We start from the raw sequence: 14,161 nt of genomic DNA, 5'->3' as shown, positions 1-14,161 counted from the left end.
CAAGTAGCGCGAGGGAGCGTTGCCTGCCGCAATCACCAACCCTCGGAAGTCACATATGTTCCAGATCAACGAATCGAAAGTCGCACGCATCGACCACGGTCGGTCCAGCGACTTAAAATCGATTCGGACTCGGGTTCACTTGCGAAAATCAGGCGAGGGATGCTCAATGGCATTGAGGATAGTGCGTCCCAAGAATCCTGCGTAGAAGCGTGCCGCAAAAAACGTCTTGCCACGCAAGTGTTTCACCAAAGGGTTTGCCCCCGCCTGTGTTTGCCTTGTCGCTCGCGCGCGACGATAGCCCGAACTGCCTCGGCCGACCAGGATGATCCTGTCGCAGCATGAGCCGACATGGCCCTCGCCCGTCTCCCATATCAATTCGCTCTTCAGGATGCCGAAGCCAGGATCGGTCACCTCAGGGCGCCTACCTTCCCGTGGATTGCTTCCAGAGCAACTCACGCACCGCTCTCGAATCGCAGCAAAGCCAGCGCCCATATTGGTAGATCAACTTTCAAATAGCCGTTCGGGTATGTCAAAGTGAAATGACAGGCCGGGCGAACCGTCGCATAGCGGGGTGGTCAGCGGCCAAATGATGGGCTCCGCTGCTTGGGAGCGACGATCGCACTCTCGCCCGTAGTGGAGGCGCCTGATGCTTGACCGACCTATTCGCTTACATAACGAGGGCTTTTACCCTAACGACCTCGAGACGCTGAAGGTGGCCTTCGACGCCCTTTGTGTTGAATTCAATGTTCTTCCCGACACAGCTGGCGCGCAAGGGCTTGCAGCCGAACTGATAAGGCTCTTTCAGACCGGCATGACGAGTGAAGATATGCTGATGATCGCAGTGCGTGGCCGTTGGCAAGACGAATGGAAGATTGCTGGTTAGAGCTTTCCCCTCTCGTGAATGCCGACATCCGGCTAGCTTGCCGGCAAGGAGGCGACAGAATGGAATTCGTACATGTGGCTACCGAACTTATTGCTAGTCCCGCTTAAGTATCCTGGCCTCGCGGACGAGCGAAGAATGATCGTAACCGACTATTGAAATGAGGTAACGTACCTGCGGCTCTGAAATACCGGTCTCGTCAGCGACCTTGCGCACAAACTCGGCCCTTGGGTCGAATATTTTTGGCAATTCGGTCATCAACAGCTTCCTTTGTTTCACCTGAGCACTCCTAACGCGCAACGCGCGCGGGACAAAAAGTGAAGGCCGGAGCAAAAGCCCTCAAATCCTCAGATCACCAGACTAAGCTGCGCATAGGTCTGCTCGGTATCGACGATGCGCTTCTTGGTGGCCAATGCGTTAGTGGCTGGCCTTGCGAGCGGCCTCGGCCTCGAGGACATCCACCGTATAGACAAGTTCACCCTTTTCGTCCGAGACCCGCACCAGCCAGCCGGACAGTGCATCGGTCCCGGGCTCCAGATCGACCAAGAGATCGACTGCGCAGCGGATTGCTTCGGCCCGTGCAGCTTCGAGGCTTGGCATACGGGAGGGAGGTATCCGCCGACTGGTTTCGCCGTCGCGATAGTCGAAGAGATAAACATCGCCCCCCGTGTCGCTTGCCGAGGTCACCGCGACTTCGTCGAAGTTGCCATTGCTGGTCGCGTCATACTCGTTGGCGGCAAGACCGAATGTGGCGGTTTGGACGAGAATGGCCTTTGCGCGGGTCATAGCAAATTCTTCGTCTCCATCGACATTAGCCATATCCACGGTAACGCATTCACTGCCCTCGCCGCAAAAAACCACGCGCAGGATCGCTTGGCCGTTCAACGCGGTGGCATTCAAGACTTGAGTCCGAACGATTTCCATTTAGGGGCTCCTAGCGTCGGTGATGGCGGGGCCGGCCCGAAGCCGGCCACCAGTTTCAGTCCAGATGTTCAGGCATGTCTTCCAGCTGATGCCTGGTCCAAGTCGTTACGGCGTGGATGTCACCGTCTGCGTCACGCATGAAGTCCAGCTGGTTGGCGGCGACAGCCACCGGCTTGGCGCCGATTCCGAGAAAGCCGCCGACATCGATGACAATCTGACTGCCGTGCAGATGAGAGACGGTGCCAATTTCTTCGTCGTCAGCGCCATAAATGGTCGCGCGGTCAAGAAACTCCGGTGTCAGTTCATTGCCGGCAAGCCGCGTGTGACTGGTATGGTCCATTGGTGCATCTCCTCAGTGCGTGGGTCAGTCCCAATCTATGAACAGGCTAAGGGTTCCAAATCGAGGAAGACCGTTCACCGTGACCAACTTCAAAAACCCGGAGGTCAAATCAATGATGGCCGTGACGCCGCCAGTCGATGCAACCGCTACCGGAACCAAACGAGAGCGATCAAGTTAGCCTTCTGCGCACAATCAACGCATCAGCGTCTTAGGGCGCGAACAGGAGTAAGACATGGGCGTTCTCAGCAAATTCTTCTCTGGCCTGGGTCGCAAGGCGCCAGCCGACAAATCGAGTGGAGACATGCGCAAGGCAACGGGCGCCGGCCCAGCGATCGCTGCTCATTCCAAGGACGCCAAGACGTCGGCAGCGACCGGTCAAAATCCAGCGGCGGCCAAGAAGAAATCAGCCAGCTGACGCCGACGCTTTACACGTCCTGTCACAGGCTTCAACAAATGCCCGCAATGGAAATGCCCAGTCGATCCGCCGCGGCTCTCACTGATCAATCGCCTCCGCAATATATTCCTTGAGATCGCCGATTTCGTCCTGGATGTCCTCGGCGGCGATCCCCTCCTGTTTTGCATCGGCAATGCATTCTTTGGCAAGTTCTTCGACGGTATCATCGCCAGGCGAAAACGTCGTCGCCTTTTCAATGACGTGCTCCTCAATCCATTCACCGACAAAATGAGCCGTTCGGTTGACGATCTGGTCGGTATCTTCCGCGAGCACCGCCTCCGATGTTAGCTCGGCTTCGCTCAACGCCTTCATCTCTTCATCCTCTGGTAGGCACTTCGCCAAACGTCGATGTGTCTGAAAAGGATGCGCGCCTACCGAAAAATCGTTGTGCAGCCAAACGACATGGTCGCTCTTTCAGGAATAGCGGGAACAGCTTTGCTGTTTAAGACGTTGAGGGGACACGAGCCCGGGCATGAGGAGGCGAATTGGTGGAAACGCTCGACCGCAACCCAACCCCGGGTCAAGGGAGGGACGCACCGGCGACACACTCTAAAGTCCTTGTCGCATGTGGCGGCCAGTGAGACCAGAGCATTGACTTCGGGAGCGAACCGGGCTCAGCAGCCACCCGGAAAAGAGGCCTCGTTGATCGATGGAGAGGCCGCCAGTCGCGCTGCATCGACAACGGAAGACAGCAAGGCCGCTCTGAGATCGGAAGATGGCGATCGCGGCCGCGACGCGGCCTGGCCGTCCCAGATCCCCGCGCTTGGCTGGAAAGATATTTTCTGGCGCTTGTGGGAAGAATTTAACAAGGACCGGGTTCTGCTCGTCGCGGCCGGTGCCACGTTCTACTTGCTGCTGGCGCTGTTCCCGGCTTTGGCCGCGTTCATTTCAATTTATGGCTTTGTCGCGGACCCGGTTACGGTTGCGGACCATGTCGCGTATCTCGGCGGATTGCTTCCGTCAGGGGGGCTGGACCTCATTCGTGGTCAACTGCAAGCCCTGGCCAGCCAGAAACCCGGTGCTCTCGGCATAGGCTTCTTCATCGGCCTTGGTATCGCGCTGTGGAGTTCCAACAGCGGCATGAAGGCCCTCTTTGATGCCATGAACATCGCCTATGAGGAACGCGAAAAACGCAGCTTCATAACGCTCAACCTCATGTCGATCCTGTTCACAGTTGGAGCGCTGCTGATCGGCATCGTGCTGTTGCTCACGGTGGGCGTCGTTCCGGCACTTTTGGGCTATTTCTATCTTGACGCGTGGACGGAAACGCTCGTCGCGGTATCTCGGTGGCCGATCCTGGTCGGAGCGATGCTGACCGGAATTTCCTTGCTCTATCGCTTCGGACCGAGCCGCGAGCGAGCCAAGTGGCGCTGGCTGAGTTGGGGCGCGTTGATTGCGACGGTGGCATGGATCGCAGCGTCTTGGCTGTTCTCGTTCTATCTGCAGCATTTCGCCAACTACAACGCCACCTACGGGTCGCTAGGGGCTGTTGTCGGTTTGATGATGTGGACATGGATTTCCGTCATCATCCTCATTGCTGGCGCAGCCATCAATGCCGAGATGGAGCATCAGACAGCCGTGGACTCGACTACAGGCCCTCCCCTGCCCATGGGCAAGCGAGGTGCTGTGGTAGCGGACACGTTGGGCAAAACCGCAGACTGACTATCGAACGAACAGGCACTGTGAGCGAGGGTGCGTAGTCGGGTCCTGTCAGCGCGCCTGGCTAGATGTTTCTACTTTGCGTCCTATGCGGCTTTGCTCTTGCGTGATTTTGCATGTGCTGGTCTTGGTTGCGAGCGGGATCGTGCGTTGAAGGAACCGTGCTCATGTCGCGACAAGCTCTGCGGCAGGGTTAGGTTCCGCCTTACTCAACCTCGATAGTCTTTCGGGCTGGCTTCCTCGCGGCTGCTCGACGACGGCTGAGGAGAGCCGGGTTATCAACCGGTGGTTCAGCCAGAAGGCGCTGTGCTCTAAGCCGCTCCGTCTTGGCAATTCTGGCTACGCGCTCGGCCTCGATCGCCAGTTTCGATTCACGATCTGCACGCTCGATTCGTTCCTTATCGATCCGACGTTGGGTCAAAGAGAGCCTCCCTGTGCTAACAGACCAAATGAATGCCGACCCGACAAAAATGTTCCGTCTTTCTGGAATGGATCATCGCCCGTTGCACGCCGTTGATTCGATCACCGCAGACTCGTCGAGTTCGGCTTCCAGTTGATGGCCGACAGGCCCGTTTTTGGCTCCGCCGGGTGCAGAGAGTCGTCAAAACCCTGCAGCCATGCCTCAGCCAACACCTTCCAGTAGTCCGGCAAGGCGTGTTCCTTGCCTTCCGTGCGCGCCTGTGCGCCATACGTCGAGGCGGCTTGCGCACAGCGTCGCCGATGAAGGCCTAGCTAACGGCCGGCGCGATCGGCCCTCAGGGCAAAGCCTTCAACCAGTTCGTCGATGGGCCGCTGCGGCATTTGCTGTCGCGCCACTTGGAAACTATCCCTGCTAGGCCGGCCTTGCCGAGCAGCCGGAAAACACTTCGGCTTCGCCTGGCAGCGCTCGCTGAACTGAATCCGGCTGCCAGGCTCGATCATGCCGGCCGGCAAACGCGGATCACCCCGATATGGGGAGCCRTGGTTTTGGGGTTTTTGCACCGCGGAAGAGGCGCGCGCGACCCGTTGGCGAAGGCGCGTCGGAAAAATGCTGATTGGCGAAGAGGAGGTTTGCCGGCTGTTTGGATCAGGAAGGTTACGGCGTAATCGCGCCTTGAGCATGCTCAAGACAGAAGAACCCGCCACGGAAGCCCCTGGCGGTTTCTATGAAGGCTGATCCACCCAACCGTCGCGAGGAAGCGCCTGGCCGAGATCAAATTCTGGATGCTCTATAGGTTCAAATCAGTTGAGGAGGCGCCTCACTTAGCCGTGAAAAATGTGAGCAAGACTTTACCTTTTTCCCCGAGCAAGCAGACAAAGCGGTCTGGCGCTCCGGTTTTGCCGCCTCGAGCGATGTAGGCTTCGCCCAGAACAACCGTCTTGACAGGGACGTTCTCGACAGTCGTGTCGGCTTTGCTCAGCGCGACGCTTTCCATGTCGATAACCAGGTCGCTGATGTTCTTGTCCGTCTCCTGAAGAGCGACCAAGCCGGTCGACTTGCAGGCACCGAGCGCCGGATCGTCGGGTGTCTGCGCAAGGCAGCTTCCGGTCAGCAACCCCATAATTACGGACGACGCGAACATATTGTGAATCATATTGGTTCTCCAAAGGACGAGCCACCTTGCGAGTAGCCCTGCCACCACGAAGCAATGGCGTCGGGAGAAAAGTCACAGTCTCGAAATTCGTTCCTAGCGGGGAGGAGATAAACGTGGGCCGGCAGGATTTTGAGTGTTGGGATCGATCAACCAGCACTTCTTCGCCGCAATGCGCGCGCTGGCAGCCTCCTCGGAAAGCATTCAAGAGAGGCTGGTCGAAGTAAATGTGAACATTCTGAATGTCACGATCGACAAATTCGTCGGCGAACGCGAACTCAAAATTTGCAAAATTGCTTGACCTTCTGGCTGTTGATCAAGACGATTTGGAGACGGTCGCAGTAGAGAACGCGGCGCACATGTCGGACTTCGAAGCTGTGAAAGTCGCCGATCTGATCTACGATTTCTGTTGCGAGATCACCTAACCGCGGTGGCTGGCTAGCAGGCTCACTCCATACGCCAGATGTTCGACCAATGCGCCAACGGAAAAGCCCGCCGCCGAGCAAGCGACGACGGGCTCTGCTCGCTCGCTCGGTCGAGGGAGAACCGAGCAGACAACGAACCTCATGGGCGCGAGTTGGTTCCAGACAACCGATGGACAATAGCGGTACCTGCGGAATTGCGGGCCATGGCTTCTTCGTCATCCGGCCAACAAATGCCCCAGCCGATCACAGCGAGCAGCACCCCTCCTAGCAGCATGCCAAGGACAGGCTTCCCTATTGCCGCTTGCGCTCTGTCGTTAATCATGTACCTCATCGTCAGAATTGGTGGCCATCTCGGGGATGCGCGGGCAAGGTTTCCCCTGGTCAAGCGACCGCGCCGCTGAAAAGTCGGCCGCCGCCTGCACCAACCATTGATACAAAGGTATGTTCCAGAAATAAAAACCCGCCGCTCTGAGGGAGAGCAGCGGGCCAGGGTCATGGAGTGCTGGGATCAACCAGCATGGGTCAACGAGCGGTGGAAGTGTTGGTTGCGAAGGAAGCCGAAGGTTGACGGCGATTTTTCATCAGCACTTTCCGACCGGTCTTGACGGTCAAAATCGCGAGACCCATATCGCCGTCGGCGCTGACCGTTCGTGGCGCGCCTATATCAAAAATCAATTGTTCGTTCGACTTGGAGGATCCTATGAACGATCGGATGTTTGACAGCCCTGTCTTCGTGAAGAGCGGCGGGAACCTGATCCAGGAAATTGCTTGCCTCGAGGACGCCCTGGAATTTCTCTACGATTGGCCGAAAGAACGGCGGGGAGTTATCTACCAGACCGCCCTTCGCGCCTGTCAGCGCGCATTCGACGCCGGTTATCCGCTCTCAGGCGCTCGCGAAGCATTTCGCGGTTTCGCTAGGTCGGCCAAAATCCATGAAGAAAACACCGTGCCTTGGGCGACGGCTGGAAACCGGAGCCAGAGCGGCGGATTGGTCGCTTAGGCTAGCGAGGGAGGCAGATCGCGATGCTATCAAAACCTTTTGAAAAACCGGTTCGCGTCTGGGTTGGATTGGGTTTCCCCCGCCAACTCAACACAGTCGCCGACGCCTATCAATTCGCAGTGGAGTGGTGCGGCAATAGCCCGGAACAGAAAGCGGCTATTCGAGCCTGCAAAGCCGCGTTGGTCGGTGATGTCGACCCTGAGACTGCACGAGGCGTTTTTACAGCCTTCGCGCGGAAGAAAGACATCCTGATGGAAGATGGGGTCACGCCCCCGTCCCTCGGAAGATGGACGCCCAGCCACGTCTAAAGGCCACGAAAGGCGGTTGCCACGACGAGCGGCCGCCTTTCCCTGATCTTTCATTTTCAAGAGAACGTTAATGGCAAACGAAGCCACAGTTAGATCCCCCGCCCATGAGGTAAACGCAACTCCGTATGACGCTGATTGCCAGGATGCTCTAGCTTCCCATGTCGACGAGCTGATAAGCCGCGCTGAAGCAGCCGGTTGGAACCGAACTCGTGTAGCTTCAGCACTAATGTACTTGGGTGCCAAGCGGCTTACTTCGACCTAACAAGTCGATCGCTCCACTTAAGCGGTCGTTTGGAGGGGCCGGAGGGTCAACGTTTCCTAAGGCAATCAATACGTTACCGCATGGTTCGCCAACCCATTTCCTTCGTATTCTCGTATGGTCGGGCGAACCTAAGAACGACGAACGAGATTAACTACTGGCTTCGAGATGCCGACGCTGTGGCTGCGGGTCGCCAAGAACTTCCTCCTACTGAATAACGGACGCGATCAAACAACTAGTTCGACCCGGCCGCGCCGACCGTGTCTTGATGGCGTTGACCAAATCCGGCTTGCCACATCGGGATCACCTTTACCGTTCAGGCATGGCTCTCGATGAAACTTAGAACGGCCCTGTTGAAGCCTTCCGGCCGCTCCCAATAGGCCGAATGTCCACAATCGGATACGAGAACCTTCTCAGCGCCGGCAACGCGGCTGTGGAGGAGACGCATCATCGACGGCGGCATATAGAGACCGGCGTCACCGGTCATGATGAGCACAGGAAGCTTCCAGGCCGCCAGATGATCCCACACCACCTTGTTCTGGTAACCCTGCACTTTCATGTCACCAACCTTGGCTTTGTGCTCAAGCTCATTCCAAAGGGCGCGACCTGCCGTATCGATGTGCCGATAGGAAGGACCAAGCTCCTTGAAATCGCCCGGCATCGCGTCGAAACCCTCTAGCCATAACAGTTTATAGATGGCGCGATAGTCGTCATTGGTGATGCCCACAATCGTATTTGCAAGCACCAGAGACCGGACCCGGTCTTCATGAGAGACAGTAAAGTCGGTCGCGATCATGCCGCCTGCCGCGGTGCCAACGAGATGAAATTTGCCGAGGCCGAGATGATCCACAAGCTTGAGCAGATCTTGCGAACCAGTACCAGGCTTGGCCATTCGCTGCTGAGCTCGCGGTCACCATGCCGGATCGCGCACAAAGAGACCCGGTGCAGCCATCGCCCCAGCCAACAGAGCGCCTACCACCACGCCAGCTGAGACTGAACCCACACCAAAGAAATAGAGAAGAAGCAGGGAGGCCAAAACAGCGCAGGATTCGCAGCTACTATCGCGAAATTCTGCAGCAAAATCAATATCTTATCGGAAAAATTGATGGTACCGTTGGCTGGGATCGAACCAGCGACCTCCGGATCCACAATCCGGCGCTCTAACCAGCTGAGCTACAACGGCACATTTGCCTGAGCGGAATCGGTGCGGAAATTCGTTCCACTTGATCCGCTCTGTCGTTCGGCGATGCGTCCATACGGGCTTATGGATTTTAATTCAAGGCCTTTGCGAAGCAAAGGCCACTTGCCCACATCTCGCCGCATCGCGCGATATCACCGGGCAAAGAAAAAGGCCGGCGGGAGGAGGTGCCGGCCTTTTCCTGTTACGAGCCAGCGGGAGGAGGAGCTGGCTGGTCACCCCGGGAGCAGAGGGAGGAGGTTCCACTCGCCGGGTATTCCTTGATGGCCATCATCATACGCCTGATCGTTTTTAAGAAAATGCGACCTTTTGTTGCATCTTCAGATCATGCGCAAATATTAGGCAGCCTTGATGTCCTTGATCGCCTTCTCGAAGGCGGTCTTGATCGGCTTGGAGACGTCTTCGGCCGCCTTGGAGGCAACAGCCTGGAAGTCCTTGGCCTGCTCGACCGTCAACTCGACGCGCTTGCGCAGGAAAGCGGTCTGCAGCTCGACGACTTCCGACAGCGACTTGGCGCCGATCAGGGCTTCGAGATGCGAGAAGCCGGCTTCGGCATTGGCGCGCAGCGCCGCGATGGTCTTGAGCGACAGGTCGCTGGAAACAGTCTTGGCGGTTTCGTAGGTCGACTCCAGAGCCTTCTGGGTCTCCTCGGCGCCGGTCTTGAGCTTTGCATAGGCCTCTTTCGACTGCTCAACGCCCTTCTCGGCGAATGCGCGAATCTGGTCAGTGGCCTTGGAAGCATCGAAGCTCGGGAATTCAACGTTTTCGATCGTGTCGGCAGTCTTGGTCCTGGACATTTTCCATCCTTTTCAGCGGCAGCGGCTTTGACGGAAAGCCGTCTCGTTCAGTTATGATGGCAATATAAAGGCAAATTTTGTGCATTGCAATATCTTTGTTGCAGTGCACCATAAATTTCTTTTCGGCCGTTAACCAAAAGCCCAGAAACCAGCCTTTGCACGTTCTGGCTTGTGGACCTTCGCGGCTGCGGCTTTTATTAACAAAGCGTTAACTGCAAATTTCGCCGCTCCGTTAGGGTTCGCCAAGCGCATGCCGTCCGAATATTCCTTCCTCGACGTTGCCGTGCTCGACGCGGTGCGCCAGCGCTTTGCCGCCGGCGACGCGCTCGCGATCCTGTCGGTGGACCTGGAGCAGGTGATCTGGGCCAATGGGCCGGGCGCCGCCCTGTTCGGCTACCCCGACATCGAAGCGATCATCGGCGCCTCGGCACAGTTGCCATTGATCGCCCGCCGCCAGATCATGGCGACCAGCGGTTTTCCCGAGATCGGCAGCGATCGCGGCATTACCGTCAGGCTGGCGACGGGCATGACCAGCCGCACCATCGGCTTCCAAGCAAGTGCGGTGACGCTGCCCGACGGCGAGAAGGCGATCATGCTTGCCGTGCCAGCGGCCCAGACTGGCTCGCGCGGCGCCGCCGAGATCGCCAGTCGGGCGATCAGCGGCTTCACCGAGGACGGCCATTTCATCGCCTTCATCGATGCGGTGGGTAATGTCGAGGCGGCGTCGGACGGCTTTTCGAAGCTCGGCATCCTGCCCGCGACGCTGGCCGCTCTGGTGGCTGATGTGGCCGCCGAGGGCGAGCGCATCGTCAAGCGCCTCGTTCCGGGCGGCAACACCTCCTACCCGGCCGGTCTCGCGCGGCTGACGCCGGAGCGGCATCTTCTGGTGGTGATCGATGAGGATCAGCTCGAGGACAACGCCGCTGCTTCAGGGGCGTCGGCAGACAGTCCCTCGGCAGCAACGGAAAACCCCGCCAACGAGATTGACCATGCAACAGCGGCAGAAGGCGCCGCGCAATCCGATCCTCACCAGGACAATCAGCCAACGGCGGATGTTTCGCAGGCGGAGCCTGTCGAACGGTCGCCCGGCACTGCCGAAATCGAGCAGGAGCCCGCCTCTTCCGAGTCTGTGGCCGAAGACAGGCCGGAACGGGCAGCACAAGAGGTTTCGGAGCCAACCGGCCCGGCGCCGGTTGCCGCCGACAACGATCAGCCGGCCGCAAGGGGCACACCGGCACAGCACGATCACTGGTACTTTAACGCCGGTGAGGATGACGCGCGACCCGCGCCTGCCGCGCCGGAAGCGAAAAATGCGGCCCAAGCGGCCGGCGCCGAGGCTTCGGTGGGCAGCGCGACGCCGGACGAGGCCGCCTCCCCGGCTGCATCGACCGCGACCCAAGCTCGCACGATAGACCGCTCGGCGGCGCCGCTGCGCTTCGTCTGGCGCACCGACGCAGAAGGCAAATTCAGCGCGCTGTCGCCGGAATTCGCCGACATTGTCGGCAAGCCGGCCGCCGACGTGATCGGCCGGCGCTTCAGGGATGTCGCGGCGGCCTTCGGCCTTGACGCGTCCGGAGAGATCGCCGGCCTGCTGGAGCGGCGCGACACCTGGTCCGGCCGCTCCGTACTTTGGCCTGTCGTCGGCACCGACCTGAAGATTCCCGTCGACCTGGCGGCTTTGCCTGTCTATGGCCGCAGCCGCGCCTTCGAGGGTTTTCGCGGCTTCGGCGTCGCGCGCGCCAGTGATGCGGTCGTCGATCCAGAAGCGATCGGCATGGCCCTGGTGCCCAATGGCCGGGCTCCGGACCCGGAAGCCGTCGAGCCTGCCGCTGAAGAGCCTAAAGCGAAAGAGCCGAAGACCGAGGAACCAGATGCGGCGGACCCGTTCAAGGGCGAGGTGCCGGCGCTGACCATCGTTCCGAAACAGGAGCGGCGCTTTGCCGACAAGGTCATCCGCCTGGCCGAACACCGGCAGCCGGCCAACGACAAGGGGTTGTCGACGCTGGAACGCAGCGCCTTCCGCGAGATCGGCGAGCGGCTGAAGAAAGACAGTGCGCCGGCCGAGCCGCCGGAAGCGGAGAAGCCCGGTACCGAAAGCCTACCGGTGGTCGAGACACCGGCTGAGTCCGCGGCTGAAACAGCAGCCGAGGCGCCGGTCGCGAAGACGGAAGCTCCGATCGAGCCCGCTGGCGAGATTGCGTCGACGCCCGATGCTGTCCCGGATCAGGAGCCGGCAAAGGCCGGCGAAATCCCGGTTGCAGAGCCAGACAACGACGCGGTGCCGGCCGAGCCATCCGAAACCGATGCCGAGGACCAGGCGGATCTCGCACGGCTCGACGGCGCCCATCCGGACGACGCGGTTCACGAGGAGGAGAGTGACACGCGGGCTGCTGCGACAGGCTCGCTGCTCAGCTACGCCGACCGCGAAGACGAGCCAGGCCCCGTTGCGGACAATGACGAGCCCACGGCCTCTCAACCGGAGCCTGTGGAACCGGAAGCTGCCGAGCCCGCCTCGATCGACGATGAACCGGCAGCTGCAGACGCCGGACATCTCGCGGCCGATGACGACAGCATGACGTCGGCCGATTTCCGCGATGCCGAGGACAATGAAGACTGGGTCGAAGGCGAGAAGGCCGTAGCCTCTAACGGGCGGGCCGCCGCGTTCAGCCACGAAATCGCCGGCACAGCCGACGCTGTCGAGAGCCCGGCTGGACGGCCGCGTCTGCAAGTGCCGCCGCTCAAGACCGAAGGGATCGTGCCGTCGGCCTTTTCGATCGGCGACGAAGGCAAGGCTCCGGACACTTCGCTGCTCGGCAAGCTGCCGGTGCCGCTGCTCATCCATTCGGGCGACCAGCTGCACTATGCCAATGAGGAATTCCTCGACCTGACCGGTTACGACACGCTCGAGGATCTTGAGGATGCCGGCGGCCTGGGTGCGCTGTTTGCCGATCCCTACGCTGATGATGGCGCCGCCGACGGCAGCGACCGGGCGCTGCGGCTGAAGACCCGCGATGGCCAGGAATTTCCCATCGACGCCATCCTGCGCTCCGTTCCCTGGCGCGACGGCAAGGCGCTGATGCTGGTCGTGCGCCGTTCCGGCGAGGATGACGCGCCCGCCGCCCTGCACGTGGTCGGCGAAGAGCCGACACAGCCCGACATTTCCGAGCTCAAGGCGCGCATTGCCGAGATGCGTACCATCATCGACACCGCTACCGATGGCGTCGTGCTGATCGGCAGCGACGGCACCATCCGCTCGATCAGCCGGCCGGCCGAAGCGCTGTTCGGTTTCGACAGCGACGAGGTGACCGGCAAGCCGTTCGCCTCGCTGTTTGCCATCGAAAGCCAACGCGCGGCGCGCGACTATCTCGCCGGCCTGTCCGAACCCGGCGTGGCGAGCGTCATGAATGACGGCCGCGAGGTGATCGGGCGCGAGGCGCAGGGGCGCTTCATCCCGTTGTTCATGACCATCGGCCGGCTGCCCAACGACAGCGGCTTCTGTGCCGTCGTGCGCGACATCACGCAGTGGAAGCGAGCGGAAGAGGATTTGACGCAGGCACGCGCGGTGGCCGAACGGGCGTCCTCGCAAAAGACTGATTTCCTGGCCCGCATCAGCCACGAGATCCGCACGCCGCTCAATGCCATCATCGGCTTTTCCGAATTGATGGTCGACGAAAAGTTCGGGCCGGTCGCCAATGACCGCTACCGCGACTATCTCAGAGACATCAACCGCTCGGGCAACCATGTGCTCGATCTGGTCAACGACCTGCTCGACATCTCGAAGATCGAGGCCGGCCAGCAGGAAATGGCCTATGAGGCGGTGTCGCTCAACGACACGCTGGCCGAGACCGTGGCGATGATGCAGCCGCAGGCCAACCGCGAACGCGTCATCATCCGTTCCAGCTTCGCCTCGCGGCTGCCGGAAGTGGTGGCCGACCTGCGCTCCGTGCGCCAGATCGCGCTCAACATCCTGTCCAACGCCATCCGCTACACTCAGGCCGGCGGCCAGGTGATCGTTTCGACGGCCTATGAGACTTCAGGCGACGTCGTCATGCGGGTGCGCGACACCGGTATCGGCATGAGCCAGGCCGAGATCGAACAGGCGCTGAAGCCGTTCAAGCAGATCAACGCGCTGAAGCGCGGGCGTGGCGACGGCACCGGCCTTGGCTTGCCGCTGACCAAGGCTATGGTGGAAGCAAACCGCGCCCGCTTCACCATCAATTCGACGCCCGGCGAAGGCACGCTGGTCGAGGTCGCCTTCCCGTCGACGCGCGTGCTGGCGGAATAGCAAGCCCAAAAGAAAAGGCGCCCAAAGGGCGCCTTAAGAGATGGGATTGCTGTCACAACGG

At 59.9% G+C, this 14,161-nt stretch carries 16 protein-coding genes and 1 tRNA gene; 7 read left to right on the top strand and 10 right to left on the bottom strand.

The genetic code is table 11. The annotated features are described in order from the left end of the window. Positions 1 to 135: 135 nt before the first annotated feature. Positions 136 to 411 (bottom strand): hypothetical protein, encoded by a 276-nt coding sequence (locus tag AC1DPX_RS32125; RefSeq protein ID WP_477241845.1) that lies wholly within the window; start codon positions 409 to 411, stop codon positions 136 to 138. 235 nt (positions 412 to 646) lie between these two features. Between AC1DPX_RS32125 and AC1DPX_RS32120 the strand changes: the two genes are divergently transcribed. Beyond that, positions 647 to 883: a hypothetical protein gene (locus AC1DPX_RS32120; protein WP_477241843.1), complete on the top strand. Its 237-nt coding sequence runs from the start codon at positions 647 to 649 to the stop codon at positions 881 to 883. Positions 884 to 976: 93 nt separating this feature from the next. Here the strand turns inward: AC1DPX_RS32120 and AC1DPX_RS32115 are convergent, their stop codons facing one another. From AC1DPX_RS32115 to AC1DPX_RS32105, 3 genes are all read right to left on the bottom strand, one after another. Beyond that, positions 977 to 1,138, bottom strand: a complete 162-nt coding sequence (locus tag AC1DPX_RS32115; RefSeq protein ID WP_477241841.1) for a hypothetical protein — start codon at positions 1,136 to 1,138, stop codon at positions 977 to 979. A gap of 159 nt (positions 1,139 to 1,297) precedes the next feature. Next, a complete protein-coding gene (locus AC1DPX_RS32110) occupies positions 1,298 to 1,804 on the bottom strand; it encodes a DUF6894 family protein (RefSeq protein WP_477241839.1) in 507 nt (168 codons plus the stop codon). Positions 1,805 to 1,859: 55 nt separating this feature from the next. Further along, positions 1,860 to 2,144, bottom strand: a complete 285-nt coding sequence (locus AC1DPX_RS32105; protein ID WP_477241837.1) for a PRC-barrel domain containing protein — start codon at positions 2,142 to 2,144, stop codon at positions 1,860 to 1,862. A gap of 232 nt (positions 2,145 to 2,376) precedes the next feature. Here AC1DPX_RS32105 and AC1DPX_RS32100 point away from each other — a divergent pair, with 232 nt between their 5' ends. Next, on the top strand, positions 2,377 to 2,559 hold the full coding sequence (locus AC1DPX_RS32100; RefSeq protein ID WP_202356076.1) for a hypothetical protein: 183 nt from the start codon (positions 2,377 to 2,379) through the stop codon (positions 2,557 to 2,559). Between the two features lie 78 nt (positions 2,560 to 2,637). Here the strand turns inward: AC1DPX_RS32100 and AC1DPX_RS32095 are convergent, their stop codons facing one another. Further along, positions 2,638 to 2,910: a hypothetical protein gene (locus AC1DPX_RS32095; RefSeq protein ID WP_477241835.1), complete on the bottom strand. Its 273-nt coding sequence runs from the start codon at positions 2,908 to 2,910 to the stop codon at positions 2,638 to 2,640. Between the two features lie 333 nt (positions 2,911 to 3,243). Between AC1DPX_RS32095 and AC1DPX_RS32090 the strand changes: the two genes are divergently transcribed. Next, positions 3,244 to 4,260, top strand: a complete 1,017-nt coding sequence (locus tag AC1DPX_RS32090) for a YihY/virulence factor BrkB family protein (protein ID WP_477241897.1) — start codon at positions 3,244 to 3,246, stop codon at positions 4,258 to 4,260. Positions 4,261 to 4,779: 519 nt separating this feature from the next. Here the strand turns inward: AC1DPX_RS32090 and AC1DPX_RS32085 are convergent. Both AC1DPX_RS32085 and AC1DPX_RS32080 read right to left on the bottom strand, forming a co-directional pair. After that, positions 4,780 to 4,908, bottom strand: a complete 129-nt coding sequence (locus tag AC1DPX_RS32085; protein WP_477241833.1) for a hypothetical protein — start codon at positions 4,906 to 4,908, stop codon at positions 4,780 to 4,782. A gap of 587 nt (positions 4,909 to 5,495) precedes the next feature. Then, positions 5,496 to 5,831, bottom strand: a complete 336-nt coding sequence (locus AC1DPX_RS32080; RefSeq protein WP_244730556.1) for a hypothetical protein — start codon at positions 5,829 to 5,831, stop codon at positions 5,496 to 5,498. Positions 5,832 to 5,964: 133 nt separating this feature from the next. On the opposite strand from AC1DPX_RS32080, the gene AC1DPX_RS32075 reads away from it, so the two are divergent. The 3 genes from AC1DPX_RS32075 to AC1DPX_RS32065 all read left to right on the top strand — a co-directional run bounded on the left by AC1DPX_RS32075 (position 5,965) and on the right by AC1DPX_RS32065 (position 7,561). Next, entirely contained in the window at positions 5,965 to 6,129 is a 165-nt protein-coding gene (locus AC1DPX_RS32075; RefSeq protein WP_477241831.1) for a hypothetical protein, read from the top strand. A gap of 824 nt (positions 6,130 to 6,953) precedes the next feature. After that, entirely contained in the window at positions 6,954 to 7,253 is a 300-nt protein-coding gene (locus tag AC1DPX_RS32070; protein ID WP_477241829.1) for a DUF982 domain-containing protein, read from the top strand. Positions 7,254 to 7,276: 23 nt separating this feature from the next. Next, positions 7,277 to 7,561: a DUF982 domain-containing protein gene (locus tag AC1DPX_RS32065; RefSeq protein WP_477241827.1), complete on the top strand. Its 285-nt coding sequence runs from the start codon at positions 7,277 to 7,279 to the stop codon at positions 7,559 to 7,561. Positions 7,562 to 8,136: 575 nt separating this feature from the next. On the opposite strand, the gene AC1DPX_RS32060 is transcribed toward AC1DPX_RS32065, so the two are convergent. From AC1DPX_RS32060 to AC1DPX_RS32050, 3 genes are all read right to left on the bottom strand, one after another. Then, positions 8,137 to 8,712 (bottom strand): alpha/beta fold hydrolase, encoded by a 576-nt coding sequence (locus tag AC1DPX_RS32060; protein ID WP_477241825.1) that lies wholly within the window; start codon positions 8,710 to 8,712, stop codon positions 8,137 to 8,139. A gap of 214 nt (positions 8,713 to 8,926) precedes the next feature. Continuing rightward, positions 8,927 to 9,003 (bottom strand) — tRNA-His (locus AC1DPX_RS32055). Between the two features lie 353 nt (positions 9,004 to 9,356). Then, positions 9,357 to 9,815, bottom strand: a complete 459-nt coding sequence (locus AC1DPX_RS32050; RefSeq protein WP_477241823.1) for a phasin — start codon at positions 9,813 to 9,815, stop codon at positions 9,357 to 9,359. Positions 9,816 to 10,065: 250 nt separating this feature from the next. Between AC1DPX_RS32050 and AC1DPX_RS32045 the strand changes: the two genes are divergently transcribed. Then, complete coding sequence (locus AC1DPX_RS32045) at positions 10,066 to 14,100, top strand: PAS domain S-box protein (protein WP_477241821.1); 4,035 nt, start codon at positions 10,066 to 10,068, stop codon at positions 14,098 to 14,100. Positions 14,101 to 14,161 lie beyond the last annotated feature (61 nt).

It is taken from the genome of Mesorhizobium sp. 01N446 (assembly GCF_056399285.1).
The sequence above is the reverse complement of the archived record's forward strand: the minus strand, read 5'-3'. Positions and strand labels throughout refer to the sequence as shown.

Bases quoted from the DNA above. Each gene is read 5' to 3' on its own strand.
- AC1DPX_RS32110 (WP_477241839.1), bottom strand. From the start codon at position 1,804: ATGGAAATCGTTCGGACTCAAGTCTTGAATGCCACCGCGTTGAACGGC.
- AC1DPX_RS32095 (WP_477241835.1), bottom strand. From the start codon at position 2,910: ATGAAGGCGTTGAGCGAAGCCGAGCTAACATCGGAGGCGGTGCTCGCG.
- AC1DPX_RS32115 (WP_477241841.1), bottom strand. From the start codon at position 1,138: ATGACCGAATTGCCAAAAATATTCGACCCAAGGGCCGAGTTTGTGCGC.
- AC1DPX_RS32105 (WP_477241837.1), bottom strand. From the start codon at position 2,144: ATGGACCATACCAGTCACACGCGGCTTGCCGGCAATGAACTGACACCG.
- AC1DPX_RS32065 (WP_477241827.1), top strand. From the start codon at position 7,277: ATGCTATCAAAACCTTTTGAAAAACCGGTTCGCGTCTGGGTTGGATTG.
- AC1DPX_RS32045 (WP_477241821.1), top strand. From the start codon at position 10,066: ATGCCGTCCGAATATTCCTTCCTCGACGTTGCCGTGCTCGACGCGGTG.
- AC1DPX_RS32080 (WP_244730556.1), bottom strand. From the start codon at position 5,831: ATGATTCACAATATGTTCGCGTCGTCCGTAATTATGGGGTTGCTGACC.
- AC1DPX_RS32100 (WP_202356076.1), top strand. From the start codon at position 2,377: ATGGGCGTTCTCAGCAAATTCTTCTCTGGCCTGGGTCGCAAGGCGCCA.
- AC1DPX_RS32050 (WP_477241823.1), bottom strand. From the start codon at position 9,815: ATGTCCAGGACCAAGACTGCCGACACGATCGAAAACGTTGAATTCCCG.
- AC1DPX_RS32120 (WP_477241843.1), top strand. From the start codon at position 647: ATGCTTGACCGACCTATTCGCTTACATAACGAGGGCTTTTACCCTAAC.
- AC1DPX_RS32070 (WP_477241829.1), top strand. From the start codon at position 6,954: ATGAACGATCGGATGTTTGACAGCCCTGTCTTCGTGAAGAGCGGCGGG.
- AC1DPX_RS32060 (WP_477241825.1), bottom strand. From the start codon at position 8,712: ATGGCCAAGCCTGGTACTGGTTCGCAAGATCTGCTCAAGCTTGTGGAT.